23 protein-coding genes and 1 pseudogene are annotated in these 26,540 nt (G+C 40.0%); 13 read left to right on the top strand and 11 right to left on the bottom strand.

The annotated features are described in order from the left end of the window. Positions 1–22: 22 nt before the first annotated feature. Entirely contained in the window at positions 23–1,330 is a 1,308-nt protein-coding gene (locus tag J671_RS19995; RefSeq protein ID WP_079377159.1) for a hypothetical protein, read from the bottom strand. A gap of 59 nt (positions 1,331–1,389) precedes the next feature. On the opposite strand from J671_RS19995, the gene serB reads away from it, so the two are divergent. The 3 genes from serB (at position 1,390) to J671_RS19980 (ending at position 4,091) form a co-directional block, all read left to right on the top strand. Then, positions 1,390–2,613 (top strand): phosphoserine phosphatase SerB, encoded by a 1,224-nt coding sequence (gene serB, locus J671_RS19990; protein ID WP_031983180.1) that lies wholly within the window; start codon positions 1,390–1,392, stop codon positions 2,611–2,613. Positions 2,614–3,022: 409 nt separating this feature from the next. Further along, positions 3,023–3,358, top strand: a complete 336-nt coding sequence (gene aciT, locus J671_RS19985) for a ciprofloxacin tolerance protein AciT (protein WP_002054010.1) — start codon at positions 3,023–3,025, stop codon at positions 3,356–3,358. 253 nt (positions 3,359–3,611) lie between these two features. Beyond that, positions 3,612–4,091 (top strand): hypothetical protein, encoded by a 480-nt coding sequence (locus J671_RS19980; protein WP_031983179.1) that lies wholly within the window; start codon positions 3,612–3,614, stop codon positions 4,089–4,091. A gap of 39 nt (positions 4,092–4,130) precedes the next feature. On the opposite strand, the gene dtd is transcribed toward J671_RS19980, so the two are convergent. Further along, positions 4,131–4,574: a D-aminoacyl-tRNA deacylase gene (dtd, locus tag J671_RS19975; RefSeq protein WP_006581428.1), complete on the bottom strand. Its 444-nt coding sequence runs from the start codon at positions 4,572–4,574 to the stop codon at positions 4,131–4,133. A 168-nt stretch (positions 4,575–4,742) separates the two neighbouring features. Here dtd and pncB point away from each other — a divergent pair, with 168 nt between their 5' ends. The 5 genes from pncB (at position 4,743) to J671_RS19950 (ending at position 9,598) form a co-directional block, all read left to right on the top strand. Next, complete coding sequence (pncB, locus tag J671_RS19970; protein WP_004711411.1) at positions 4,743–5,957, top strand: nicotinate phosphoribosyltransferase; 1,215 nt, start codon at positions 4,743–4,745, stop codon at positions 5,955–5,957. Positions 5,958–6,107: 150 nt separating this feature from the next. After that, on the top strand, positions 6,108–6,956 hold the full coding sequence (locus J671_RS19965; protein ID WP_031983177.1) for a sulfurtransferase: 849 nt from the start codon (positions 6,108–6,110) through the stop codon (positions 6,954–6,956). After that, positions 6,953–7,804, top strand: a complete 852-nt coding sequence (gene asd / locus J671_RS19960; RefSeq protein WP_031983176.1) for an archaetidylserine decarboxylase — start codon at positions 6,953–6,955, stop codon at positions 7,802–7,804. The genes J671_RS19965 and asd overlap by 4 nt, the downstream gene beginning before the upstream one ends. Before the next feature lie 135 nt (positions 7,805–7,939). Next, positions 7,940–8,359 (top strand): hypothetical protein, encoded by a 420-nt coding sequence (locus tag J671_RS19955; protein ID WP_002053721.1) that lies wholly within the window; start codon positions 7,940–7,942, stop codon positions 8,357–8,359. Positions 8,360–8,401: 42 nt separating this feature from the next. Continuing rightward, positions 8,402–9,598 (top strand): alpha/beta fold hydrolase, encoded by a 1,197-nt coding sequence (locus tag J671_RS19950; protein ID WP_031983175.1) that lies wholly within the window; start codon positions 8,402–8,404, stop codon positions 9,596–9,598. A gap of 67 nt (positions 9,599–9,665) precedes the next feature. Here J671_RS19950 and phoR read toward each other — a convergent pair whose 3' ends face one another. The 3 genes from phoR to J671_RS19935 all read right to left on the bottom strand — a co-directional run bounded on the left by phoR (position 9,666) and on the right by J671_RS19935 (position 12,671). Then, entirely contained in the window at positions 9,666–11,024 is a 1,359-nt protein-coding gene (gene phoR, locus J671_RS19945) for a phosphate regulon sensor histidine kinase PhoR (protein WP_002053999.1), read from the bottom strand. 9 nt (positions 11,025–11,033) lie between these two features. Further along, positions 11,034–11,744 carry a phosphate regulon transcriptional regulator PhoB gene (gene phoB / locus J671_RS19940; protein ID WP_000650776.1) on the bottom strand — a complete coding sequence of 237 codons (711 nt, stop codon included), beginning with the start codon at positions 11,742–11,744 and terminating at the stop codon, positions 11,034–11,036. Positions 11,745–11,999: 255 nt separating this feature from the next. Continuing rightward, entirely contained in the window at positions 12,000–12,671 is a 672-nt protein-coding gene (locus tag J671_RS19935; RefSeq protein WP_002053829.1) for a TetR/AcrR family transcriptional regulator, read from the bottom strand. A 196-nt stretch (positions 12,672–12,867) separates the two neighbouring features. On the opposite strand from J671_RS19935, the gene J671_RS19930 reads away from it, so the two are divergent. Continuing rightward, positions 12,868–13,701 (top strand): SDR family NAD(P)-dependent oxidoreductase, encoded by an 834-nt coding sequence (locus J671_RS19930; RefSeq protein WP_002053911.1) that lies wholly within the window; start codon positions 12,868–12,870, stop codon positions 13,699–13,701. A 56-nt stretch (positions 13,702–13,757) separates the two neighbouring features. Here J671_RS19930 and J671_RS19925 read toward each other — a convergent pair whose 3' ends face one another. The 5 genes from J671_RS19925 to J671_RS19905 all read right to left on the bottom strand — a co-directional run bounded on the left by J671_RS19925 (position 13,758) and on the right by J671_RS19905 (position 18,898). Beyond that, positions 13,758–15,125, bottom strand: coding sequence for an MATE family efflux transporter (locus J671_RS19925; RefSeq protein WP_009503931.1), 1,368 nt, complete (start codon positions 15,123–15,125; stop codon positions 13,758–13,760). Between the two features lie 105 nt (positions 15,126–15,230). Beyond that, positions 15,231–16,385 (bottom strand): pyridoxal phosphate-dependent aminotransferase, encoded by a 1,155-nt coding sequence (locus J671_RS19920; RefSeq protein WP_031983174.1) that lies wholly within the window; start codon positions 16,383–16,385, stop codon positions 15,231–15,233. Between the two features lie 27 nt (positions 16,386–16,412). Continuing rightward, positions 16,413–17,723, bottom strand: a complete 1,311-nt coding sequence (locus tag J671_RS19915; RefSeq protein WP_004884953.1) for a DUF445 domain-containing protein — start codon at positions 17,721–17,723, stop codon at positions 16,413–16,415. 13 nt (positions 17,724–17,736) lie between these two features. After that, positions 17,737–18,300 carry a CC0125/CC1285 family lipoprotein gene (locus tag J671_RS19910; RefSeq protein ID WP_004884951.1) on the bottom strand — a complete coding sequence of 188 codons (564 nt, stop codon included), beginning with the start codon at positions 18,298–18,300 and terminating at the stop codon, positions 17,737–17,739. Between the two features lie 58 nt (positions 18,301–18,358). Next, positions 18,359–18,898 carry a DUF924 family protein gene (locus J671_RS19905; protein WP_009503942.1) on the bottom strand — a complete coding sequence of 180 codons (540 nt, stop codon included), beginning with the start codon at positions 18,896–18,898 and terminating at the stop codon, positions 18,359–18,361. Between the two features lie 168 nt (positions 18,899–19,066). Here J671_RS19905 and gshA point away from each other — a divergent pair, with 168 nt between their 5' ends. From gshA to J671_RS19885, 4 genes and pseudogenes are all read left to right on the top strand, one after another. Next, a complete protein-coding gene (gene gshA / locus J671_RS19900; RefSeq protein WP_031983173.1) occupies positions 19,067–20,644 on the top strand; it encodes a glutamate--cysteine ligase in 1,578 nt (525 codons plus the stop codon). Positions 20,645–20,658: 14 nt separating this feature from the next. Then, positions 20,659–21,174: a disulfide bond formation protein B gene (locus J671_RS19895; protein ID WP_006581420.1), complete on the top strand. Its 516-nt coding sequence runs from the start codon at positions 20,659–20,661 to the stop codon at positions 21,172–21,174. A gap of 167 nt (positions 21,175–21,341) precedes the next feature. Further along, complete coding sequence (locus J671_RS19890; protein ID WP_031983171.1) at positions 21,342–24,668, top strand: type VI secretion system Vgr family protein; 3,327 nt, start codon at positions 21,342–21,344, stop codon at positions 24,666–24,668. Positions 24,669–24,670: 2 nt separating this feature from the next. Further along, positions 24,671–26,143: pseudogene (locus tag J671_RS19885) on the top strand (LysM peptidoglycan-binding domain-containing protein); the annotation flags it as partial. Positions 26,144–26,148: 5 nt separating this feature from the next. On the opposite strand, the gene J671_RS0104930 reads toward J671_RS19885, so the two are convergent. Continuing rightward, the coding region (locus tag J671_RS0104930) for an IS30 family transposase (protein WP_000296298.1) at positions 26,149–26,540 on the bottom strand (392 nt) is incomplete at its 5' end.

The raw sequence follows: 26,540 nt of genomic DNA, 5'->3' as shown, positions 1-26,540 counted from the left end.
GTTTAAATGCGCACAATGACTTTTAAGAAGCTGCACTACTTGGGCTATCATTTTGTGGAATTGATTTTTTGCCCATCAAAATTTCAGTTCGAATATTTTGCGCAAGCTCTGCACATTCAGCATTCATGCCGTTAATCATAAATGCATGGCGAGTCATGACATTACTTGGGTTTGGCATAGCAACAAGCTGATAGCTGTCTTGAATCGCTTTAAGCTGATCATTATCAAGATAAAGTGCAGACTCTTTCGCATGAAGATGTTGTGCTAAACGCTGAGCAGCTTCTTTGGCATCAATTTGCATTGCTTCTACAGCATGACACACGGCACTACGGGTTTGCAGTGCAAAGCGTTTATCTTCACGGTAACGCTTATATAAAACGTCTGACAGTAATTGGAACACTGTACCTACCATAAGTAGGCACTCTACAGCGTGTGCATGTGAAGTTGAGATTGCGAGTGTTGCGCCTTCGGCATGGAACTCATCTACTACCTCAATATCTGTAGACTTTAAATGATAATGCTTCGTGCATAGCTCAATACTTTTATTTAAAAAGAGCTGACAAAGTTTAAAGTAAGGAACAGAAACAGACTGGTTAACGCTACTTAACAACTGTTTAGGGTCATAAAACTGAATATTAAGTGCCAAGGTATCTTGATCTGGAGACTCAGCGCTTTTTTCTGGTTGTGTACGAACCAGTGGTTTAGCTTTAGCTTGCTGCTGAGCTTGTGCGACCAAGGTCACTGTATTTTGCTTTTCTAGTGCGAGTGCTTGAGTTAACTCTTGAATCTCATGTTTTAAACGATTTTCTTCGTTAATACGGGCCAAGTATTCGCTACGGGTTGGACGAGCGATAGCACGGTAAGCAAGCCATAATAAAATATGTAGGAACAGTGAAGCTAAAATCGCAAGCCATTGGGTACGAAGAATTTCCCCAATACTTGGTTGAATAAGCGTAATTTCAATAGAACCGACTTTCTTCTCGTTTTGAAGAGCATCACGAACAAAAATTTCACCTTCGCGAGTTTTTGACATGCCGCTTGTTGCCAAAACTTGTTTATTGGCATCAAGAATACGGATAGATGCCACACTTGGATTGGTCGCATAGCGATTGGCAATAAGCGCCAAAGATACCGTATTGGCAGGTTCAAGCTCAGATAAGCTGTCTGCTACGAGTTGACTGGTCATGAGCTGACCTTGACTCGCACGGTTTTCATTGAGCTGGTGTGTCGTTGCAATCACCAATAAAAAGGTATGCAATGCAAAACTAATGATCAGTAGGCTAGCAAATAGCCCTTGTCTAGGCGCAATCAAGTTAAACTTCCAAGGCAATTATATTGAAATTCGATTATGATTCTTACAATAGTTGTCACTCAGACTAGAGTCAATTCATGCGAGAAATCATTCTTATATCCTTTTTAGGACCGGACCAACCAAACCAGTTTACCCGATTAATGCAAGTACTATCCGTACATTCATTGCAAATACTGGATGTAGGTCAGGCCGTTATTCATAATCAACTGACATTGGGCATCGTGGTCGCCTCTGAAAATGAAACTGCGACAGCGTTGGCAATGAAAGAGATTTTGATTTTAGCACATGATATTGGCTTAACAGTGCGCTTTAAACCAATCTCGGGCACAGAATACGATCAATGGGTAAGCGAAGGTGGACGAACCCGTTATATCGTCACTGCTTTAGCGCCTGAACTGACTGCTGCACATTTACAAGCAGTTACACAAATTGTGTCTACACAAGGCTTTAACATTGAAACTGTCACCCGTTTATCTGGCCGTGTAGACCTTGAAAAAGACAGTACCTTGCCTCGTCGTGCCTGTGTTCAGTTTGGTTTAAGTAGTGGTCCAACTTTAGATGCACAAGCGATGCGTGCTGCTTGTTTACTTCTTTCAAGCGAATTAAATATTGATGTCGCTGTTCAAGAAGATAACGCTTATCGACGTAATCGCCGTTTAGTGTGTTTCGATATGGATTCAACTTTAATTGAACAAGAAGTGATTGATGAATTGGCGCTTGAAGCAGGGGTAGGCGCGCAAGTAGCTGAAATTACTGAAAGAGCAATGCAAGGTGAGTTGGACTTCCAACAAAGTTTCCGTGCACGTGTTGCATTATTAAAAGGTCTTGATGCATCTGTTTTACCTAAAATTGCTGAGCGTTTGACCATTACCGAAGGTGCGGAACGCCTTATTTCGACTTTAAAAGCACTTGGATATAAAACGGCAATTTTATCTGGTGGTTTCCAGTATTTTGCTGAATATTTACAAGCTAAATTAGGTATTGATGAAGTTCATGCCAACGTTTTAGATGTACAAGATGGCGTTGTAACAGGTGAAGTAAAAGGTATAATTGTTGATGGTGCGCGTAAAGCAGAGTTGCTGCGTGAGCTTGCCAACAAACTTGGTATTTCACTAGAGCAAGCGATGGCTGTTGGTGATGGCGCAAATGATTTACCAATGCTTGCGATTGCGGGTCTTGGTGTCGCATATCGTGCTAAACCGCTTGTTCGTCAAAATGCCAATCAGGCGATTTCAAGCGTTGGTTTAGATGGTGTCTTGTATTTACTCGGTATGCATGACAAAGATTTAAGCCGTGCCTAAATAATACTGAACAATCATTAAGCGCTGCTCAAGAGTAGCGCTTTTTTTATGCAGAATAGTCATAAAAACAAGCAAGTTATGACAAAATGATGCACAGAAAAAAGGCAATAAAAAAAACTGAAAAAAACTTATTTTGAGGCAAAAAAACAGCATAGTTTTTTGTAATGACACGCCAGAATTGACGCCATATAGGAAGTAGAACTTTTTTAAATTTGCAAAAATGTAATGACAAAAGAATGTTGCGACAAAGTATGTCGCTTCGACAAATAACAGGTCTTTTTTTCTAAAAAAAAACATCCATAATGCTTTCTAAGCTTCAACACAAATCATGAATTAAAGTTGTTTTTGGAATGAGGTCTGGTGTTCAGACCGAATGTTTTTAGACGTTTTCATTAAGACGGAGGTTTCTATGGTAACAGCGAATTTTGCCGCTATCGCCGGACTCAGCTTAATTGCTGTCGCGCTTGTTGCTGTGTTCTTTTCTCCTTACCGTCGTTGGCTTGGTTTTATGCTTGCAGGGATGTTTTTTTGGGGGCTATTGGAAGTGGTCCGTTTTGGAGTTCAAGTCACTTTTGAAATGCCAGTCACATATAGTTATTTAACTGCACTAAGTCTAGCGATGGTAATGGTCACATTTATTTTATTACGTGAGGATAAACAGGCACAGAAGGCTTTGGCAAATCGCCAATATATAGAACATACGCCAGTATATGAAGATGATCAGCAGCAATGTTCTAGCCGATAATTAAATTGTTATCTAACGGTAAAAAGGTATGCACAGCATGCCTTTTTTATTTACGAAAACATGATTTTTATTATACAAAGCATTTATTAAAAAATAGCCAGTTATGCTACGATAGGCTGGTCTGTTGACGTTTCATATATAGATTGCGTTGCCAATTAGAATATCATCAGTCGATGCACAAAACAGGCAATGGGGAGCCCTTGCTGAGTTTTGCCCCAAGGTTTTCATAAAAATACAATAGGCGTGAATGTTCATGAAACTTTCTTCTATACCTGTAGTCAAGTTACCACTTGTTGATGTCAGTACAGACCCGTTAGATTTATTGGTAGCAGGTTTGGCACTGCGTATGAAACAGTTGGCACGTACAAGTCCTAAGTTTATTGAGCTAGTGCATGACCGCGCATTCCGCATTCAAATTGGTACTGATTTAGGTGTGGCTCGCCAAATTATTATTAATCATGGCCATATCGATACAGTCGCTGGCTCACCTGAAAAAGCTGACTTTATTTTGCAGTTTGCAAATAGTGAACAAGGTGTAAAAACCTTACTCAAAGGCGACCCAACTGCATTCATGACGGGTATGCAAGAGGGTAGTATCAAAATGGAAGGCGATTTCAGCCTACTTGTTTGGTTTAACCAGGCAGCTAAATTGATTCCACCAAAATTACCAAAACCAGTAAAAGATAAAGTACGTCAGGCGCGTGCTTTTATTAAAGAAAAGACTGGTCGTTAGGACTTAAAAAAAAACTCCCGATCGGGAGTTTTTTTATATCTATGCTTCAACTTCTAAATTGAAAGTAACTGGTCCATCATTAATGAGGTGTACTTTCATATCAGCAGCAAAAATACCTGTTTGAACATTTTCAAACTGTGAACGGGTATATTCAACCAACTGTTCATAAAGTGCTTTTGCGTCGCTCGGTGGCATGGCTGGACCAAAGTCTGGACGTAAGCCTTTTTGGGTTTGTGCCATGAGCGTGAACTGAGAGACAAGCAGGACTCCGCCATTTGCTTGAGATACATTCCAGCCCATTTTGCCTTGCTCATCATCAAAAATACGATATTTCAAAATCTTATCGATAAGCTTCTGACCTGTGGCTAAAGTATCGTCTCGGCCAATTCCTAAAAAAACCAATAAGCCATTCTGGATTTCACCGGTCGTTTCACCGTCTACCACCACTTTAGCTTCAAGAACTCGTTGTATTAAAGCGCGCATTGTTAGAGAGAGTTTCTGCAATTATTTGAATTGATGCAGTTTAGCAGAAATTAATTTAAATGATTTTTAAAAGGAAATTTCATGGAGTTGCAACAATGGTATAAAAGCTCATAATTCATCTATAAAAATATGCTTTAATGCTAAGAAGCAAGCGAATAATCATTGACTATGTCTCCAATTATCCATTCTTTACTTGATACAGACTTGTACAAATTTACGATGCTACAAGTGGTTTTGCATAAATTCCCGCAAACACATAGTGTCTACCATTTTCGTTGCAGAAATTTAGAAGATACTGTTTATCCATTAGTGGATATTTTGGATGACTTAAACGAGCAACTCGACCATTTATGTAATCTCAAATATAAAGAAGACGAACTACAATATTTAAGAAAATTACGCTTTATTAAAAGCGACTTTGTCGATTATTTAGAATTATTCCAACTTAAACGACGTTTTATTCAGGCCAGTATTGATAATGAAGGTCGACTAGATATTCGGATTGAAGGGCCAATGGTTCAGGCCATGATGTTCGAGATTTTTGTTTTAGCGATTGTAAATGAATTATATTTTAGCCGCATTAAAACAGACGAAGTTTGGGCGGAAGGCGAACGACGTTTACAAGCAAAGCTTGAATTGATTCAGCAGTACGAAAAATCTCAACAGCCGAATGACCCTCCATTTTTAGTTTCTGATTTTGGTACACGCCGTCGGTATAGTTTTGAATGGCAAAAACATGTAGTTGCTGCATTTCATAAAACTGTGCCAAATGTATTTCGTGGAACAAGTAATGTTTTGCTGGCTAAAGAATTAAATATCACGCCAATTGGAACCATGGCACATGAATTCTTGCAGGCGTTTCAGGCGCTTGATGTCCGTTTACGTGATTTTCAAAAAGCTGCTTTAGAAACATGGGTTCAAGAATATCGTGGAGACTTGGGAATTGCTTTGACTGACGTTGTTGGGATGGACGCTTTCTTACGTGATTTTGACCTGTATTTTGCCAAACTATTTGATGGCTTACGTCATGACAGTGGTGACCCATATGAATGGGGTGATAAGGCTTATGCGCACTACCGTAAATTAAAAATTGACACCAAAACTAAAATGTTGACCTTTAGTGATGGCCTTAATTTGCCAAAGGCTTGGGAGCTACATCAATATTTCAAAGACCGTTTTCAGGTGAGTTTCGGTATTGGTACGAATTTGACTAATGACATGGGCCAAACACCGCTCAATATTGTATTGAAACTGGTTGAGTGTAATGGCCAGTCGGTTGCTAAAATTTCGGATAGCCCTGGCAAAACCATGACTGATAACGATACGTTCTTGGCTTATTTACGTCAGGTTTTCCAAATTGAAGAACTTGATGAAGCTGTTTAATCACAATGTAGTCTGACAGTTTGGCAGCTACTTAATGCTTGTGAATGTTTATATCTGATTTTCTGCTAAACGGTAGCAGAAAATCAGAGTTTGATAGATATAAGCTTATGCTAAGATGAAATTAAGCTGGTATAAAAAGTAACCATGACGATGACACTCCCTGATTTTAAACTCGATTTATTAATAGAAGCAGAAGAGTTAGTGCCTTATTTAGGCAATGAATATATCCGTATTGTAGATTTGAGTCGTGCATCAGTTTATGAGCAGCTCCATATTCCACATGCAATTCATATACAGCCTAAATGGTTGGTCGCTCAGCATGAAGAAGCCACTGGTATTTTGCCAGATGAAGCAGGTTTACAAGCCCTCATTGAAAAATTGAATATTTCACCAAATCACCATGTAGTGGTCTACGATGATGAAGGTGGAGCATGGGCAGGACGTTTAATCTGGAATTTGCATTGCTTAGGATTTACACGTACGAGTTTAATTAATGGCGGTATTCATGCATGGCTTGGGGCAGGTTTACCGACTACAGCTGAGGTTGAAGAACTGCCTCGAGTTGATGATTTAATCCAGATTGATTTATCACATGCTGCACAGTTCCGAGTGAACTATGAAGAATTACGTAAACAGGTTGAACAAGAAAGCATTCAATTGTGGGATTGCAGAACGATTGATGAGTACAGCGGTGTTCGTTTAGCAGCGCGACGCGGTGGTCACATCCCAAATGCACTCCATTTTGAATGGAGTACTGCACTTAATCGACAAAATCATCTAAAATTGCATCCGCTTGAACGCACGCGGCAGCGTCTTGAACAACTTGGGTTCGATTTAAAACAACCTGTAGTCGTATACTGCCAGTCACATCACCGTTCTGGTTTGGCCTATATTTTGGCTAGACTTTTGGGTTGGGAAGCAAAAGCCTATGATGGTGCGTGGAGTGAATGGGGCAATCGCCTCGATAGTCCTATCATTACTGGAGAATCGCCGTCTTGAGTTTTACATCTCGCTTAAAAAAAGAATTATTTATTAAGGCACAAAATCTTGTTCCTCAGCATCAGTTAAGCCGTGTGGTGGGTAAAGTTGCTGCAAGTGAAAATCCGGTATTAAAAGCTGCGGTTATTCATGCATTTAAAACCAAATACGGTATTGACTTGTCGATTGCTGAACAAGGCAATGCACTTAAATATAAATCTTTTAATGATTTCTTTACTCGTGCATTGAAAGATGGCGTACGACTGGTTGATGAAAACCCAGTTAGTATTGTTTCACCAGCAGATGGCGCAATTTCTCAAATTGGTAAAATTACTGCTGGCGAAGTTTTTCAGGCAAAAGGCCAAAGTTTCTCTGTAGAAAAATTAATTGGTGACCCACAACTTGCTCAACCTTTCCAAGAAGGTGAGTTTGCAACGGTTTATTTGTCTCCACGCGATTATCACCGTGTTCATATGCCATTTTCAGGCACATTAACTGAAACTTTATATGTACCGGGTGAGTTATTTTCAGTAAATCAGGTGACTGCTGAAAATGTACCGGGTTTATTTGCCCGTAATGAGCGTATGGTTTGCTTGTTTGATACTGAACTTGGTCGTATGGCTGTTGTTTTAGTCGGCGCTATGATTGTTGCAGGTATTGAAACTGTGGCAACAGGTAAAGTAAAACCATCGGGTCGTATCGAATTACAGCATCATCAGTTGAAGCTAGAGAAAGGTGCGGAGCTTGGTCGTTTTTATTTAGGTTCTACTGCTATTATTTTATTTGAAAAAGATAAAATCGAGTGGGAAAAACGTTTTAAAGCCGAGTCAGTTGTTGTCATGGGCGAACGTATGGGCCACACGATTTAACTCATAAATAATAAAAAAAGAGAGCATTTGCTCTCTTTTTTTATTCACATTTTTATAATTAACTATATTTTTAAATATAATGTTTATCAGTAAATAAATTTTCAACTCATTATAAATACTTACTAAGAGAATAAAATGTCCCAAACTCCTATCATTAGCCTATATTTTGCTTCGGTTTTGACTTTTGTGGCCGCGTTACTTCATTTTATTTGCGTGTTTTGGGGAGCAAATGGTTTTCGGTTTTTAGGGGCTGGGAAAAGTATTGTTCAGATGGTCGAAAAAGGGCATTGGTACCCGAATTTTATGGCTATAGCTGTAGGTTTTATTCTTTGTATTTTCTCTTTCTATGCTTTTTGCGCAGCAACTCGTTTTATGAATTTACCATTTGAAAAAATGATTATTTCTCTAGTTGCCATTCCATTTATTTTGCGTGGTTTGGCATTTCCATGGTTAAAGGCTAGATTTAGTGGAAATAGTGATCTATTTTGGTATGTGAGTTCTTTCATTTGCCTCTTGTTGGGTTCGTTATATGCAATAGGGGCATATTCTTTATAAGTTCAATTTGAAATGATGATTAGAAAGTAGAGGAGTAATCCCTTGATTAAAAAAAGTAATTCTTTATTAAAATTTTTATTGAGCAGTATTTGTTTGGCATCCGGTTCTGCTATGGCTACTCCAATGACAGACTTGAGTAAGCAAATAGTGAGTGAAAAACCGGGTTCTATACTGTCCATTGAACAACAAGATGTGACGAGTTTATTTCCTCATGCAGATCAACGTTTGCTGGTCAATTATCGTAGTCGAGGTGTGAATGGTGAACCTATCGTTGCCTCAGCATTTATTTTATTACCAAAAGGAACGCCTCCAAAAAATGGCTGGCCTATACTGGCTTGGGCGCATGGCACGACCGGAGTTGCTGACACCTGTGCACCTTCTGGTGACTATGTAGGTGGCCCTGTTCATTCTTATCAAGAAGTTGCTTCCAAAGCTTTAGATTCTTGGCTTGCACGCGGCTATGCGGTCGTTGCACCCGATTATCAGGGATTAGGTACGCTAGGTGCACATCCTTATATGAATGCCAAGAGCCAACTGCACACGGTGGTAGATGCCGTACGAGCGTTACATGCAGTTAAGCCAAAAGATTTTAATAAACAATGGCTAGTGATGGGCCATAGCCAAGGCGGAGCTGCTGCTATTGCCGTGGCGGCTTATGGGCAAAAAGATGCACCTGAACTAGATTTAAAAGGAGCGATTGCGCTTGCGCCAGGTGGCTATCAATATGAAGGTATTGCAGAATATGTAAAAACTAATCCGAACCCAGAACCTAGTGTGGCAGCTTTCTTCCCGATTGTGTTATTGGGAGCGCAAGCAGCAGAACCAAGTATTGTCCCTGAAAATTTAGTTAGTCCCGAAATGAACACTGTACTAACGCAAGCACGTAGCCGCTGTTTATCTGAACTTCAATCTGACTTGAAGAAATCTCCTTCTAATATATTTAAAGCTAATGCAGATTTAAGACCTCTTTTGACTTATCTGAAGCAGCAGTCCATTGAAAATATGGTGCCTAGCGTACCATTAATGATCGTACAAGGTTCTAAAGATCATTTGGTTGACCCGAGAGGGACATATGCTTATTACCAACAGCTATGCAAATCAAAAAAGCCAACTATTTATCAAAAAATTGATGGGGGAGATCATCGCGATGCACTGCGTCAGAGTAGTACTTTTGCCACCAACTTTTTAAATATTATAGAAAAAAATCAGACTAAATCTTATTGCTCTAATTTTAAATAAATAGTTTGAAATGTGACAAAAAAGCCGACTTTTCAAGAGTCGGCTTTTTATATGTGAGAAGGCAACTTTAGGTCATGTTATATAGTCTTTCTTTTGGAAAAACTGCGGTAAAGGTTGACCCTTCATTTTCTTTAGATTGGACGTCTAAATAAGCACCATGCTGCATCAGTACGTGTTTTACAATCGCAAGGCCTAAACCCGTTCCACCTGTTTGGCGACTACGGTCACTATCTACGCGATAAAAGCGTTCGGTCAGACGCGGTAAATGTTTCGGGTTAATCCCGATACCGGTATCTTGTACGCTAAAGTAAGCATGTTCACCGTCATCATGCCAGCCAATAGTAATGGTTCCACCTTTGGGTGTGTATTTAATGGCATTGGTAATTAAATTACTAAATGCGCTGGCAATTTCCATGTCGGAACCAATCAGGTCACAGTGGCTATCAATATGCAAATTGAGTGTGTGGCCATAATCGGCATTGTAGGCCTGAGCATCATCAAACAGTTGATTCATTAAGCTCGGCATTTCAATAATCTGATTTTTTGCAATTTTTTTGTTATTTTCTAAATTTGATAACAGCAATAAATCATTCACTAACGCATTCATACGTTTTGTTTGTGATTGCATTTGGTCAAATGCACGTTTCCAGCGTGGGCTAATATCTTCTTGGTCGGTAAATGTTTCGATATAGCCGCTCAGTACAGTTAAGGGGGTGCGAAGCTCATGCGAAATATTATCGACGAAGTCCTTACGCATTTGCTCAAGGTTGTGCATACGCGTTACGTCGTAAGCTACAAGTAAGCGACTTTCTCCACCGAACCGTGTGAGCTTAACCTGTACATAACGGTCATCATCAAGATTAGAATGGAGTTTAATCCCATCGGGCGCTTGATCAATATTGTTAAAATATTCAATAAAAGTAGGCTGACGCAAAATAGTTAATAAGTTGCGACCACGGTCAAGTGGACTAATTCCCAGTAAACGCTCTGCGGCTGGGTTCCACCATTCGATTTGATGTTGATCATCAATTAAAACAACTGCCTCAGCTAGGGCAACTAAAGAAGATTGGGCACGGTCAATTAGCCCAACCATTTCGGCCTGAACAATTCGTTCCTGACGCTGAGCACGATACACATTAAATAATAATGCCCCCCAAATACCACTTAGGTTGGGAGGAACATCGTAAGGATTGTTGGCAATCCAGTCATTCACCAAATATAAAGAACGTAACTGGAGCGCAAAAAACACCACGAAGGCGATAAAAATACAGCTCCAGAAATACCCAACCCCTAAACCGACTAACCCTGCAATAATCAGGAAAAATAATAAAAGTCGTAAATCTTGTTTAGCAAACGTCCACAAACTACTGTAACGGGAAAGCTTTTGTTCACGTACCTGTTCAGGGACGGGGTAGGGTTCATACATAAATTTTGGTTAACCTGCGGCTAAATCTGCACGTGTAGAGAAACGATAACCTGTACCACGTACGGTTTGAACAAATCGGTCAACACCAAAAGGTTCTAACACTTTACGCAAACGACGGATATGTACATCGATGGTACGGTCTTCGATGTATACATTACCGCCCCACACCTGATCGAGCAACTGGGCACGTGTATATGCACGTTCTGGATGGGTCATAAAAAATGCAAGCAAGCGATATTCTGTTGGTCCCATATCTAAAATGCTGTTACCAAAGCTTACGCGTTGGCTTACAGGATCAAGAATTAAACCATTGGCATCAATTGTTTTTTCACCGCTTAGCGCATTTGCACGGCGTAAAACAGCTTTAATACGAGAAACCAGTTCACGTGTTGAAAATGGCTTAGTCATATAATCGTCTGCACCGGCATCTAGACCTTGTACCTTGTGGTCTTCCTCACCGCGCGCGGTGAGCATAATGACTGGAATTTCTGCTAGGTTTTCATCGCGTTTTAAGCGGCGGCATAAATCCACACCACTTACGCCTCCAGGTAACATCCAATCAAGCAAGATAAGTGCTGGACGTTGGTCGACGATAATTTGATGGGCCTGTTTGGCATCTTCAGCCTGTAAACATTGAAAGCCTGCCATATCCAAAGAAGTATGGATCATTTCACGAATAGGAAGCTCATCATCGACAATTAAAATATAGTCATCTTTCACAGCGTAATACCTTGTAGATTTTAACGGTGAACCGTTTTGTAGTTATGACAGGCTTATTACAAAGATTAATTATGACAATTTCATTGCAGAAAAGTCTATAAAATCGAATTTAGCAATAATTTGTGACAAAAATACGGCAAGCACATGACCGAATGATGACAGGGATGCATAAATTTTCTTAAAGCCATTCAATATGTTAACAGTTTGCTTCCAGCTAGGTTTTTAGCCTTAAAGCAGTGTCAAAAAACTTTAATATTATTTTGAAACTTGTGCCAACAAAGACAAGAAAACAATACGGCAGGCTGTTAAAACTTGTTCAAGAGACTGCTCAAAACCACCCATGACCCATCGAATCGCGATTTGAGTCACATATCCGTTTAAGCCCGTTGCAATTAAAGAGAGCTCATTTTCCTTGTGCTGTATTTGCGGCATGGTCAGCATAACGAACGCTTGAATCATACGGTCAAACTGGGCAAGGGTTTCTTGAATCGTTGCCTGATTATGTAATTCCTGCACCAGAACTGCATCAACGTAGACGATACGAGCTAAACGAGGGTCATCTTTTAAGGTTGTCAGTAGCGCTCTTAACCCTGCATCGACCATTTTTTCCGGATCGGGTGCAGCCTTAATCACAGCTTGCATTAAGTTTTGCTGTAATTCTTCAATCATTTTTAAAAAGATAGTTTGGAATAAATCCTCACTCTTTTTAAATGATTCATAAAAATAACGTTCAGTGAGTTTTGCTTCTTGGCAGACATCTTTTACCGTCACTGAAAAAAAGCCAAGGGTTCCATAAGTCGCAATACCGGCTTCAATGAGTTTTTCGCGGCGTGCCTCTTTGCGCTCAGACAGAGATAATCCTTTGAACTGGCGTTCTTTACCCGCAGTTTTTGTTTTCTTTTTATTGGTTGAGTCGTTTGTCGCCATAAATAAATGGTTTCCTGATTTATCGGTTTTTCAGCAAGTATGAGGCTTATGATAAAGCTGTCAGCAGAATTGTGCCAATCTATCTGAAATTACAGTGTACTATATTGACAATGAATATTGTCAAAATTATATTAAAAGAGTCTAAAGTGCACATGCAATGAACCGGTTGTGCAAATCGAAAAACAAAGGATGGACAATGAAAAATTTTAAAAACAAAGTCGCTGCAATCACAGGTGCAGGTTCTGGCATTGGGCAACAATTAGCAATTCTGTTGGCGAAACAAGGCTGCCATCTTTCATTAAGTGATATTAATGAAAAGGGTTTAGAGAAAACTGTTGAGCTATTAAAACCGTACAGTAATATTACTGTAACAACTAAAAAGTTGGATGTTTCTGATCGTGAAGCGGTAAAGCAGTGGGCACAGGAAACCGTTCAAGATCATGGCTCTGTTAATCTCATTTTTAACAATGCTGGTGTCGCTTTAGGTTCAACTGTAGAAGGCGCAAGCTACGAAGATTTAGAGTGGATCGTTGGAATTAATTTTTGGGGCGTGGTTTACGGTACCAAAGAATTTTTACCGTTCATTAAGCAAACTCAAGATGGGCACATTATTAACATTTCGAGCTTATTTGGTTTAACAGCTCAGCCAACTCAGTCTGGCTATAATGCAACCAAATTTGCAGTGCGTGGATTTACCGAATCGTTACGCCAAGAGTTAGACATTGAAAAATGTGGCGTAAGTTCGCTATGTGTACATCCGGGAGGCATTCGCACCAATATTGCTAAAGCTGCAAAAATGAATGACAGTTTGAGTAGTTTGGGTATGGACCCAGCTAAATCTATTCAAAACTTTGATAAATTCCTACGTACTCCACCAGAAGAAGCAGCTCGTCAAATTCTAGATGCCGTTTTGAAAAATAAACGCCGTTTATTGATTGGTAGTGATGCAAAATTTCTTGATGCACTTCAGCGTTTGTTCCCAACTGGATATCAACGTGCTTCAACCGTTGTAACCAAATGGATGAAATAAGATTTAAATTAAAAAAGCCATCAATTGATGGCTTTTTTTATAAGGCTTAAGCTGTTTTAAATAAGAACTTTGATCTTCTTTTTCTTCCAGATAAACTGGTAATACAAGCCTTGAACGATACAAAGGCTCACAAATGCCAAGGCATAAGCAATCCAGATTCCTTTAAGCCCCCACATTGAGCTAAACCAGTAAGCGCATGGGATTTCAATTAACAAAATAGCCGAGATATTTAACAGCATTGGGACGGTAACTGTACCGCTGGCCCGCATGATTGATGCAAAAATAGCACCTGCACCAAAAAATAAAATTGCCCAAAGTACAATAAATAAGAGCTGCTGTCCTAATACCACCACAGTTGGGTCGGTAATGAATAAGGCCATCAAATATTTTGAAAATAGATAGCCAAGTGCAATTAACACACCTGTGAATAAAAAGTTCATGCCTAAAGCTGTGCGTGTAACACGTGCGAGTAAGTCTGATTTACCTGCACCAATTGCTTGAGCTGCAAAAATTGAGGCTGCAATTGAGATAGACAAAGCAGGGAACTGAATATAGTTGAGTACTTGGTTGACGGCACCATAGGCAGCTGTGGCATGAGCACCAAAGCGGTTAACTAAACCTACAATCACGAGTCCCGCCATAGAGGTGGTAATCATTTGAATACCAGTTGGCACACCCAGACGTAAAATGATCTTGCTCAGTTCTGGGTTGTGGCGGATATGCTGCAAAAGCTGGCGGTTCGGTCGAAGTGGGTGCTTTTTCTTATTTAGATAAATCGCAAGAAAAATTAAAATCGCAATATAACTAATAATTGATGCTATAGCGGGTGCAATAATCCCTAGAGCAGGGAAGCCAAAATAACCTTTAAGCAAAATTGGGGTAATAATCACACCGATTACACTGGTTAAAGCCAGTGCCAGTAAGGGCGTGGTGCTGTCACCTACCCCACGTAAAATTGAGGTATAGATAATATAAACAAATAGAAGTGGACTACCTGCGAGCATCCATTGCACATAAGGTAAAGCAAGATGCATCACCTTGGGATCAGTACCTAAAAGCTCTAAAATATCATGGGCGAAGAATGCCCCAATAATCGCGGTAATGATTCCACCAATGATAGTCATAAAAAGAGTAGAACCCACCACACTTTGAACTTTTTCTATATCCTGCGCGCCCCATGCCTGTCCTACTAAAACAGTAGTACCAGTTGAAACTCCAATAATAAAGGCAAGTAGTAAAAACAAAATGGGGAAATATACAGAGACGGCGGCAATTGCATCGACCCCCATCATTTGTCCAACAAAGATGGTATTAATGGTGCCAGATAAATTTTGCAAGATATTGGTAGCAATGAGCGGCAATAAGAAAACAAAAAATGTTTTCCATAGATTTTGCTGATGTATTAAAGACTGTCTTGGTGGCATGTGTTCTCCATCGCCCATCTCTTTGATGAGCGGGGCGGACATTCAACTTAGCATATTTAGTTGAAATTTCTTGTAGTGTTTTACTATGCTAAGTTTCTAAATTTATTAACATTCATTCAAGATTTCTCCTGCTTTTTGCAATGTTTCATCATTTTTAGCAAAGCAGAAACGAATCAGGCGTAAAGACTCAGGTGCTTGTTGGTAAAACACTGAAACAGGAATAGCCACAATTTTATGTTGCTCGGCAAGAAACTGGCACATTTCAACATCGTTTAAGTCGGGTCTAATCTGACTGTAATCAAGGTTTTGGAAATAAGTCCCTTGAGATGGTTTAAATAAAAAACGACTATTGTGAATTGCCTGATTAAAACGATCTCGTTTAGTCTGATAAAACTGTGAAAGTTCCTGAATATGTTCTGGATGTTGCTGCATATATTGCGCAAGCGCAATCTGACAAGGGGTCGTACCACAGAAATTTGCATATTGATAAATTTGCCGGAATAGACGCATTAATTCAGGTGCAGCAACACAGTAACCGGTTTTCCAGCCTGTCACATGAAAGGTTTTTCCAAAAGAGCCAATCACAAAACTACGTTCTCTAAGCTCTGGAAAATGCAACGCGCTAAAGTGCTGTTGACCATCAAAAACTAAGTGTTCATAGACTTCGTCGGATAAAACCAAAATATTTTTATCTTGAATCAGTTCAATAAGTTCTAACCAGTCCTGTTTTTCCCAAATGGTGCCAGTTGGATTGTGGGGTGTATTCACCACAATCATACGGGTTTTATCGTTAATCAAATCTTTAACTTGTTGCCAGTTCACTTTAAAGTCAGGTGCTTGTAGAGCAATACGAACAGCTTTACCGCCTGCTAACTCGACAGAAGGTCCATAGCTGTCATAACTCGGATCAAAAATAATGACTTCATCACCTGCATTGATGCAGGCTTGTATGGCACAGAAAATTGCTATGGTCGCGCCAGGGGTGATTGTAATTTCTGTGATAGGGTCAAGTTGAATTTGATCACGCTGCTGAAACTGTAAAGCGAGCTGTTCACGTAGCGCGAGAATGCCATCACCAGGTGGGTACTGGTTATGTCCAGCCAAAGTTGCCTGAGCTAGAGCTTGGAGCAAAGCAGGCGGTGCAGGAAAGTCCGGGAAACCTTGTGAAAGGTTAAGTGCACCTAAGCGCTGTGCCATTGCCGTCATGGTACTAAAAATAGTTACCCCTTGTGCGGGCAATTTTGACTGAAGCTGTAGCATGTTATTCTCTTAAGATAATTATTAACGTTATAAAATCGATTCAATCGCTGCGCGAATTACACCTAGAGTTAAACCGATAAATGCACCGACCACAACACCGTTGACACGAATCATGTGTAAGTCACCACCGACTTCATTTTCAATTTTTCCAATCATTTCACGTGAGTCCCATTCATGAATGCGCTCACTCACATAGCGTATGATTTTATGGCTATATTGGTCCGTAAAGTTCATGGCAAGTCCTGTCATTTCTTTGTTGAGAACTTCACGTACTTTTACATTTTGAACAAGGTTTTCACCCAACTGCTGAATGGCAGCTCTGAGGTTCATTGCAATACCAGAGTCTTCTTTCATTAAATCTTCTTTAATGGCATCACATAAAATAGTGACAGCACCACTAATGAAATTTAGGACTTGAGGGCTATCTAGTAGCGCATCTTTACCGCTATTTAAGCGTTGACTGGCAACACTATCAGGATTTGCTAGCTCCAGCATAAGCGAATGGGCAATAGTTTCAATTTCCTGTCGCCATGGGTGCTCGTGGTCGGCCAGCATGGATTCTACTTTTTCCACCAATGAATCGATGGTGCGCTGCTGAACATCAATACCAATCCAGCTTGCACCTTTTGCAAGTGACCAGACACCCAGTGCTTTAAACATTTTTCGGGTTAATTCACGAGTTTTATCCGGGTTTTGTACCACCCACTCATGCGCGATATCGAGACCACGCTGCAATACATCTTGGTGGAAATCATTCTCCAATACTGCACGCAGCATTTCACTCGCAAGTTTATTGACTTGAGTGTTACGCACCCATTGCACGCTGTTGTTTTGCACGAAATTGGCAATTTGTTCTTGGCTCACAAATTCAAAAACTTTAGGTACAGTTTGCTGAATAAGCTGTACCACTTGCGTATTGTTTTGTGGGCTTGCTAGCCATTGACCAATGGCAAGGCTTAGGTCAGTTTTTTCTAAGCTTCGCTCTACCACTTGAGGTGACAGAAAGTTTTCCTGCACAAAGCGGCCCATTGACTCTGCAATACGGGCCTTATTGCGCGGAATAATTTCGGTATGATCCCGCAAAAATTTAGGGATAGGAAGCTTACCAAATGGGTTTCGAAACAAAACGGTAATCGCATACCAGTCTGCTAGTCCACCCACTACGCCAGCTTCCGCACCTAACATCAAAATATGAATTAAGTTTGTATACTCAGGCAGAAAGCGATTGGCAATCAATAACCCAATCCACAGCACTACTACAATAACCAGCGCCATGGTAGCGAAATATTTGCTGCGCTTCAGATTGGGTGCATGGTGTACTTCTTCTGCCATATTCATACAGTCATCCTATTCATTTTTGTTTTACTGGCGGTTCAGGCGGTGGCAACAACTCTCCTGTCGGACTTAAGCCATATTTTTGTCCGATGGATTTGAGAATTAACGTTGCATCAAAAGCGTCTTGAGGGGCCTGCTTTTGATCCCGATAACATTCAATAGTATACGACACTTGAACAGGGTCGATATTGACCACTTGTGGGAAATCATAGAACGGATCATGCCAGAAACCCGGATAACGACGCCCATAACCATACGGATAAAAACTCGGTGCAGCTGGATAAACCACAGCCTGACGAGGTGGTTTTTGGCTTTGATTACTTGGGTCATTTTGTACTTTAAAAAAGCGGAAGCCTTTTTGTACGGTCGTTTGTGCTGATTTCACTAAAGTAATTTCTTCAGCTGTTCCATAGCTCATGTTTGAGTCAGCTTGGAAACTGATTCGAAACGTTTGAGCATTTAACGGATAGGCTGAAAACTGGCCAAGCTGATCGAAGGTTTTTGGTTTGCTTGGTATAGTTGAACAAGCACTTAGAGTTAAGGCAGTGCCTAAAGCTAAACAAAGAGAGAGATATTTCATGGTGAACTCCCAGCTGAGCATGGAAGAATGGATGACTCAGCATTAAAAAAGAGAAGTCTTAAAAACTACTGTTCGGTTCTAGTAAAAATTCGGTTTCCTCTGGTGTTGAAACACGTCCAAGGATGGCATTGCGATGAGGATAACGTCCAAAGCGATCAATAATCACTTTATGCTTTTTCTCAAAGCTTAAATTAATTTCATTGCCGAGGCGTTGAAATAACTTTAAAGCAAACTCATGGATCAATTTTGATTCACTATGCATAAATGGCATATACAAAAATGAGCGCTGGTCAGGATTAAGCTGTGCATCGAGTTGTAAGCTAATTGCTTCTTGTGACAGTGCTAAAGCGAGGCTGTCATATGCAAAAGATTCAGGTTGATCACGATAAATGTTGCGAGAAAACTGATCTAGCACAATAATCTCTGCAAGACGACCTTCTGGGGTTTTCCGCCAAGACCAAAGTTCTGCTCGAGTTGCCTGCTGATGAATATCTGCAAATTGATCACGGATTTTTTTGTCAAAATCATCACTTTTTGCAAACCAAAGTGAACGGTGTTCAGGTGAAAACCAGAAGTTTAAAATGTCTTGATCGTTCATGATATTGACAACTCTTTAGCAATTATTCTTCAATAAAATCACAATTCTTTCGTGTCTTAAATAACAAGATTGTGATAAAAATTGCCAAACCGAAATGATGTGATCATATCAACATCCATATCATGTCACGATTTTGTATATAGTGATCTTTTATAAGCGAGCAAATGCATGAGTCAACCCACTACACCATCTCAATCAGTTATTCCTGCTTGGGTGGATTCGTCGCTACTACAAGGCATGTTACGTGGAATAGAACGTGAAAGCCTACGTATGCAAAGTAATGGGTTCTTATCACAAGAGTTACATCCAAAGGCATTAGGTTCAGCTTTAACACATCCAAAAATTACGACTGACTATTCAGAAGCGTTGATGGAGTTTATTACTTCACCACAGCCAACGATTGGTGATGCCTTGCATGAACTCACCGATATTCATGCGGTTGTACACCGTCATTTAGAAAATGGTGAAAAGCTCTGGCCGTTGTCTATGCCATGTATGCTAGATGACAACGAAGAACGAATTCGTTTAGCTCAATACGGTACTTCTAATATTGGTCGCTTTAAAACGCTTTATCGCCGTGGTTTGGGTATTCGTTATGGTCGCCGTATGCAGACCATTTCGGGCGTCCACTATAATTTATCTTTCCCTGATTCACTTTTTTCTGCCTTGCAGGAACATGAAACTGACGAAAAATTAAAAGCACTCAGTCTGCAAGATTATCGTAGCCACCGTTATTTTGGGCTTATTCGTAACTTTATTCGTCTGACCCCACTGGTTATGTTCTTAGTCGGGGCGAGTCCATCGGTTTGTCGTTGTTTCTTGACCGGACATGAACATCATTTGTTGCCTTTAATCAAAGGGTCATACTATTTACCTTATGCTACAGCATTACGGATGGGACGTTTAGGCTACCAAAACTCGGCACAAAAGAGTTTAGGTATCCATTACAACAACTTATCTGGTTATCTGGCTGGTTTACAAAAAGCAGTACATTCTCCTTACCCGCCATTTAGCCGTTTAGGGTTAAATGATGCCTCTGGTGAACCGTTGCAAATTAATGATCATGTTTTACAGATCGAGAATGAATATTACAGTCTCGTGCGTCCAAAACAGGTCCCGCACGCGGGAGAAACACCTTCTCAGGCCTTGCAAAATCGAGGAGTGGGTTATGTTGAACTTCGTGCAGTGGATGTAAATCCATATTCACCAATTGGTGTAAATGAAACAACGGCTGGTTTCCTTGAGGCACTGGCGCTTTATTGCTTACTCAGTGGTAGCCCTGAGTTGTTATGTCCCGAGCAAGATTTGATTGAGAAGAACCAGACAGAAGTGGTCAATCGTGGCCGAGCGCCAAATGCGACGATTACTGATTTAAACGGGTCTTACCATATTGAAGATTGGGCACGTCAGCACATTTCTAATATGCAGGATTGTGCCAAGTTACTCGATCAGACCTATGCGACAGATCTGTACAGCTCGGCTTTGGCCGTGATGCAAGAACGTATTGATGAAGTAGATGAAACACTATCTGCGCATGTGATTGATGACACGTTAAAGCATGGTGGAACCTGGAGCTTTGGCAGTCATATGGCACAGATGCATGCTGAAAGTTATGAAAAGCATGAAATCAGTGCAGAGACTTTGCAATATTTTGAACAATTGGCTGCACAATCTTTACATCAGCAAGAACAACTTGAACAAGATAGTCAGATCAGTTTTGATCAATATCTTGAACAATATAGATAAAAATGAGGTTTTACATGCGATTAAGTTACCGTTTGGTGAGTGGACTGCTTGTACTGGCAAGCATTGTCGGCATGTCTTTTGCGTTATATTTGGAACATGTAAAAGGGTTAGAGCCATGTCCGCTCTGTATTTTTCAACGTGTTGGCTTAATGGCAATGGGGTTTGTGGCGCTCATTGCATTTTTGCATAACCCAGTTTCTAATGCGGTTAAACGCTTCTATGCATTTTTAGCAGGCATTGCAATTTTATGGTCAGTGGGCGTGGCAGGCCGTCATGTTTGGCTACAGCATTTACCACCAGACCAAGTACCAAGTTGTGGACCAGGTTTAAATTATTTAATCGATGCACTACCCATGAAAGCAGTTTTACAAGAAGTCCTTTCTGGTTCAGGTGAGTGTGCTGCAATTGACTGGACTTTTTTAGGTCAGTCTTTACCAGTATGGTCTTTGGTTTATTTCCTTTTACTTTTACTGGTCTGTTTATGGCAGTTATTCCGTTTTTATCCGGCATTTAAGACTGCTAAAAAGTGAATTTAATATGATTAAAAAAAGCCCAACTTAAGTTGGGCTTTTTTTAATCATATTCGAACAAGTGAAAATATAAGAAAAATTGATAAAAATAACGCATAATTTTGTAGACAGATAGTTCTGTTTTTTATAAAGTGCAGCCGTTTATATATCCTAATGATTATAAAAAAATGGTTTTTAATATATTTAGTGTCTTGGAAAAAATAGGGCTAAATGCTCAGAAACGTGCTATCCATGTACAATTTTCTAATGAACTACTCAATAACCAAATATTCTTACAACGTATAGAAGGTCAACATCAGTTGAATGGTGGCCTAATGGCGGAATTGATCTGCCTTTCAACTAATGCCCAAATTGCATTGAAGCAATTTATTGGTGTTCAAGTCGCTGTTGATCAGGTCACTGATTCGGGGCAATTGTTCCGAACTACAGGTATTGTGACTGAGGCCAGTTATGGACAAAGTGATGGCGCTTTAACGCTTTATAAGCTGACTATAGAAGATGCGACAAATTTATGGCACAAACGCCGTAATAGTCGTGTTTTTATGAATAAAAGTATCGTAGAAATTACCGAAGTTTTATTTAAAGAGTGGCAAGAAAAAAGTCCACTGTTTGCTGCGAGTTTAAGTCTTGACTTGAGCGGCTTAGGTCAAAACTATGATATTCGACCTTTTACTATGCAGCATAATGAGTCTGACTATGACTTCCTTACGCGTTTATGGCGAAGTGAAGGTATTAGTTGGCTCATTGATGAAACAGAGCTTTTTGTTCCGCATTTTACTGCGCCAATACAAACTCAAAAACTAAGATTAATTGATGACAATAGCCAGTATCAGGCTTTAGAGCGTCGTAGTATTCGCTATCACAGAAGTAGCGCAACCGAATATCAAGATAGTATTACTGGCTTTGTTGCAGTACGGAGTTTGCAACCGACAGCGGTACATGTGCAGCGCTGGCAACCCGATGCCCTTACACAAGAAGAGGGTAATGGTTCGGTTGTTACCACGCATACACATTCAGACAGCTTTGACTCCGCCACTTTAAGTCTTGAGCAAGCATGGCATGTAAGCCCGGCTTGGATGCAAGATTTAAAAGGGGAAGATCAGGCAACGGCTTCAGGCAGTAGTCAATTAGAAAAACTAAATCAGCACTTCACCGACATGCATGCGAGTCGGGCTAAATACTTTAAAGCCTATAGTAGTGTCCGCGATAGCCAAGTCGGGTATTGGTTTAATCTACGCGAGCACCCTGAAATTGATCAGCATGAAGGGGCAGATCAAGAGTTCTTGATCATTGCTAAAAACTTCTATAATCAAAATAACTTACCTAAAGATTTACACCAGCAGGTTAGCCAGTTATTAACCCAAAGTCGTTGGGATCAAAATGGTTATGATGATATCGAACGTCAAGGTAATGAGCTGACTCTAATACGCCGTCAAATCAAAACTGCGCCTGAATATAATCCAGAACAGCATCGCCCAATTGCCTACCCACAACGAGCAAAAGTCGTGGGACCAGAGGGAGAAACCATTCATGTCGATGAATGGGGACGCATTAAAGTACGTTTTCTATTTACCCGTAGTGATGATCATGGCCATGATGGTGGTGCAGGTAGCAATGACAATGATACCGACTCGGCTTGGGTGGATGTACTGACTCCTTGGGCAGGAGAAGGTTATGGGGCACGTTTCTTGCCGCGTATTGGTGAAGTGGTTGTTATTGACTTCTTTGACGGCAATATTGACCGTCCATTTGTGACTGGGCGCATCCATGAAGCGCAGCGCTCACCCACTAAGTTCGATGTAAAAGGGCAACTTCCTGCAACTAAAAAACTGAGCGGGATTCGCAGTCAGGAAATCAATGGCAGTGGCTTTAACCAATTACGTTTTGATGACACAACCGGGCAAATCAGTACCCAACTCCAAAGTAGTCATGCAGCAACACAGCTGAATTTAGGTAATTTAAGTCATCCAAAAGAACAAGAGACGAGCCAAGGCCGTGGTGAAGGCTTTGAGCTCAGAACAGATGCTTGGGGAGCTGTGCGTGCGGGTAAAGGCATGCTCATTAGTACCTATGCACAAGAGCAAGCGATTGCAGATCATTTAGAGGCTGCACAAGCACAATCTTTACTTTCACAAGGCTATGAAAGCATGAAAATGCTCAGTGAAGTTGCAGCCAAGCAACAAACTGATGCTTTAAACGTGATTAATCGCTTACCCAAATTCATCCAGTCGCTTGAGCTAAAAACCACAGGTCAGGCATTAAATAGTACGGTAAATCTGTTTAAGGAAGGCATTAATAACGACCCTATTCATGCACTCAAAAGCTGTGGCGGCTTTATTGAGGATATTGGTGCTCTAGGCGGAAACGCAAAAGGCGTTGTAGATGAATTTAATGCTTTCTTTAGCGATGCCAAAGATGCAGTGGAAAACTTAAAAGCATTCATCGAAAACGTTGAAGAACATGGTGCCGACATCGTTAAAGGTAAACTTGCCAGCATAAAAGATCGTATTCATAAAAATCCATTTGAGAGTATTAAAGAGGTTGGAAAGGTCTTAGCGAATGTCGAGGCTAAGGACTTTGACCTAATGAGTGTATGTGGAACTTTTAGTAAAGGCAGTAAATTGGAAGTGTCACCTTCTAAAGCATTGAGTTCTTTACAAGGCTTTATGGAGGGTTATACCCAAGGTTTAGAAAGCAGTTCCGATACTAAACAGCAAGAGCAAGGCAAGATCTTCAGACAAGCCCTTATGTTGTTAGCATCGCCAAATGGCATTGCTTTGACAACACCTGAAAATATTATTTTGCAAGCGTCGCAAGATATTGCCGAAAGTGCTAGCGGTTCAATTAATTTGAGTGCACAGAAAAATATTATTGGGCATGCACAAGACAAAATTAGTTTCTTCGCTGCGCAAAAAGGTTTGCGCGCTTATGCAGCAAAAGGAAAGCTCGAACTACAAGCACAAGACGATGCTATTGAAGCAATTGCCAAGAAGGTCATTAAGCTGATTTCTACTGAAGATAAAATCGAGCTTACGAGTCCAAAAGAAATTGTATTAACCGCAGGTGGGTCACAGCTCAAAATTAATGCCAATGGCGTGTTTTCAACAACAGGCGGTAAGTTTGAAAGTAAAGCTGGGCAGCATTTGTTTACGAGTGGGGCCAAGGTTTCATATGAGGTTCCTAAGATGCCTAATACACCAAGTTTTAGTAATCGTTTAGATATATATGATCTATTTTGGGAAAGTGACTTTAGTAAGCTTAGCTATAAGGCATTCATTCCAGAGACAAATTCATTTACTTCAGGGGCTGTAGATGAGCATGGACGTACAGGAAAAATTAGTAGTGCTGATCCAACAAATGTTCAAGTTTTAATTGGTTCTGATGATGAATGGGGGCTATTAATTGATAGCTTTGATGAAGATGACTTTTTAGAAGATCAGAGCATAAATGGTAATAACTCTGGAATTGATAATAATACTGAAGATAGGGGCTGAAAATGAATAAAAAATCATTAGTTACAATACAAATTTTAGATTTATTTGGCAGCCCAATTTCAAAAGCACAATATGTAGTAAAAAACCAGAAAACTGGGCGAGTTATCGCGGCGGGACCAACAAATTCATCTGGGTGTATTGTTGAAATCAGCCAAGATAAAGGAACTGCTTTAGATGTATATATTAAAAGTATGTTTAAAGGCTCAATGGTTAAAGTACAAAGTTTTGTAATGTCTAAAGACCGAATGATTGTAAAAATTACAAGTCCTAAAGTCCTTTTGGATTTAAAAACATTAACGAATCAAGGTAATAATGGACAATATAAAAGGAAAACACATATTGTTAAAAAGGGTGATACGCTTTTTGAAATAGCACAAAAAAATCATACGACTGTTCGAGCACTAGAACGTTTAAATAAAATAGACGATCCCAATAAGATTAGTATTGGACAAGTCATTAAATTACCAGTTCATATTCCTGCTTCTGGAAATCATTCACACCAAGACAAACCTAAGCACAAGCACTCAGCTCAATCTACAAATAAACCTACTGCTAGTAGTGCAAAAACAACCCCAGCTCCAGTAGCAAAAAGACCAGCTAATCCTTCTTCTCAAACAAAACAAGAAAATGGGCTTCCAGAAAAAGCACATCAACTTTATGAAGATACTAAAAAAGCATTGAATGAAGCTGCAAGTTCAGTTTCTAAAATTTTGACTATTGATGATCGTAGTCAAGATGGAGGTACTCCTAAAGCAAATACTACAAATATTTGTAAAACCAATCCTCAATGTATTTCCAGTGGTAAAAGTGAGTTAATCAGAGAAGTTAATATTCGCTTAGCAGGTTTTGGTGGAGCATTACCAACAGATGAATTTACAGAACTGACAGCAACATGTATTAAACAATTTCAACGGGATTATATGGGGGTTCCAGACACTGGTAAGATTTGTGGTTCTGTTTTAGCTGCCTTAGATAGATTCAGAGATGAATATGGAATAGCTTCTTACTTTGAATCGATGAAATGTCCATGTAAAGATTATGGTGGAGGAAAACAATGTAATGGGTTTGGTGCAGGTAGAACAAAACAGTATAAAAATAAAAATGGGACATTAGGCAATTTTGCAAATGAATATTCAGGTATACATAGATCGGTTATTTGGATCTTAAAAGCCACTTTATTTTATATTAAAAGAATACATAACAAAGAATTCACATTTAATAAAATTGATTCAGGATATCGTTGTATTGAAAACAACGATGGTCATAATGGACAGAGAGAGCATAGAACTACAGTTAATCATATTGGGTTAGCGTTAGATCTACATTTTAACAAAAATGGAAAACGCACTAGAGAAGAGAGTGACATGAACTTAATAAGGTCAGCTCTCTTCGGTACATTTATGAATGCATCAAGTGCGAGAGCTAAAAATAAAATATATTTAGAACCAGCTTGGTATGGGAAGAGTGAAGGTGGGCGAATTCAAACATGAGGTGCGACAGTTTCAAAAGCCATATGATAATCAACAAGCTGAGCAAATTTCTCTAATGGTGTAAGCCAATCTAACGCCTTTCTAGGACGAGTATTCAGTGACATGGCAACTTGATTTAAATAATGCTGATCTGCCTGATTTAAATCAATCCCTTTAGGTAAATATTGCCTAATTAAACCATTCATATTTTCGCATGTGCCTTTTTGCCAAGGTGAATGTGGGTCACAGAAATATACATCTATGCCTAAATCTTCTTCGAGTATTTTATGTTCTGACATCTCGCGTCCACGGTCATAGGTCAACGTTTTACGCAGTTCTGCAGGTAAATATTTCAGAGCTTCAGTTAAAGCCTTGCGCACTGATTCTGCCTTTGCATCAGGTA

Source organism: Acinetobacter sp. 1130196 (assembly GCF_000588095.1).
Classification (GTDB): Bacteria; Pseudomonadota; Gammaproteobacteria; order Pseudomonadales; family Moraxellaceae; genus Acinetobacter; species Acinetobacter nosocomialis.
The sequence above is the reverse complement of the archived record's forward strand: the minus strand, read 5'-3'. Positions and strand labels throughout refer to the sequence as shown.

What these genes read in the sequence shown, in the direction of transcription:
- J671_RS19920 (WP_031983174.1), bottom strand. Translation starts at nt 16,385, where the DNA reads ATGCTACAGCTTCAGTCAAAATTGCCCGCACAAGGGGTAACTATTTTT.
- J671_RS19910 (WP_004884951.1), bottom strand. Translation starts at nt 18,300, where the DNA reads ATGAAATATCTCTCTCTTTGTTTAGCTTTAGGCACTGCCTTAACTCTA.
- J671_RS19930 (WP_002053911.1), top strand. Translation starts at nt 12,868, where the DNA reads ATGAAAAATTTTAAAAACAAAGTCGCTGCAATCACAGGTGCAGGTTCT.
- serB (WP_031983180.1), top strand. Translation starts at nt 1,390, where the DNA reads ATGCGAGAAATCATTCTTATATCCTTTTTAGGACCGGACCAACCAAAC.
- J671_RS19980 (WP_031983179.1), top strand. Translation starts at nt 3,612, where the DNA reads ATGAAACTTTCTTCTATACCTGTAGTCAAGTTACCACTTGTTGATGTC.
- gshA (WP_031983173.1), top strand. Translation starts at nt 19,067, where the DNA reads ATGAGTCAACCCACTACACCATCTCAATCAGTTATTCCTGCTTGGGTG.
- J671_RS19965 (WP_031983177.1), top strand. Translation starts at nt 6,108, where the DNA reads ATGACACTCCCTGATTTTAAACTCGATTTATTAATAGAAGCAGAAGAG.
- J671_RS19890 (WP_031983171.1), top strand. Translation starts at nt 21,342, where the DNA reads ATGGTTTTTAATATATTTAGTGTCTTGGAAAAAATAGGGCTAAATGCT.
- J671_RS19925 (WP_009503931.1), bottom strand. Translation starts at nt 15,125, where the DNA reads ATGCCACCAAGACAGTCTTTAATACATCAGCAAAATCTATGGAAAACA.
- J671_RS19955 (WP_002053721.1), top strand. Translation starts at nt 7,940, where the DNA reads ATGTCCCAAACTCCTATCATTAGCCTATATTTTGCTTCGGTTTTGACT.
- J671_RS19895 (WP_006581420.1), top strand. Translation starts at nt 20,659, where the DNA reads ATGCGATTAAGTTACCGTTTGGTGAGTGGACTGCTTGTACTGGCAAGC.
- aciT (WP_002054010.1), top strand. Translation starts at nt 3,023, where the DNA reads ATGGTAACAGCGAATTTTGCCGCTATCGCCGGACTCAGCTTAATTGCT.
- dtd (WP_006581428.1), bottom strand. Translation starts at nt 4,574, where the DNA reads ATGCGCGCTTTAATACAACGAGTTCTTGAAGCTAAAGTGGTGGTAGAC.
- phoR (WP_002053999.1), bottom strand. Translation starts at nt 11,024, where the DNA reads ATGTATGAACCCTACCCCGTCCCTGAACAGGTACGTGAACAAAAGCTT.
- J671_RS19905 (WP_009503942.1), bottom strand. Translation starts at nt 18,898, where the DNA reads ATGAACGATCAAGACATTTTAAACTTCTGGTTTTCACCTGAACACCGT.
- J671_RS19915 (WP_004884953.1), bottom strand. Translation starts at nt 17,723, where the DNA reads ATGAATATGGCAGAAGAAGTACACCATGCACCCAATCTGAAGCGCAGC.
- J671_RS19935 (WP_002053829.1), bottom strand. Translation starts at nt 12,671, where the DNA reads ATGGCGACAAACGACTCAACCAATAAAAAGAAAACAAAAACTGCGGGT.
- pncB (WP_004711411.1), top strand. Translation starts at nt 4,743, where the DNA reads ATGTCTCCAATTATCCATTCTTTACTTGATACAGACTTGTACAAATTT.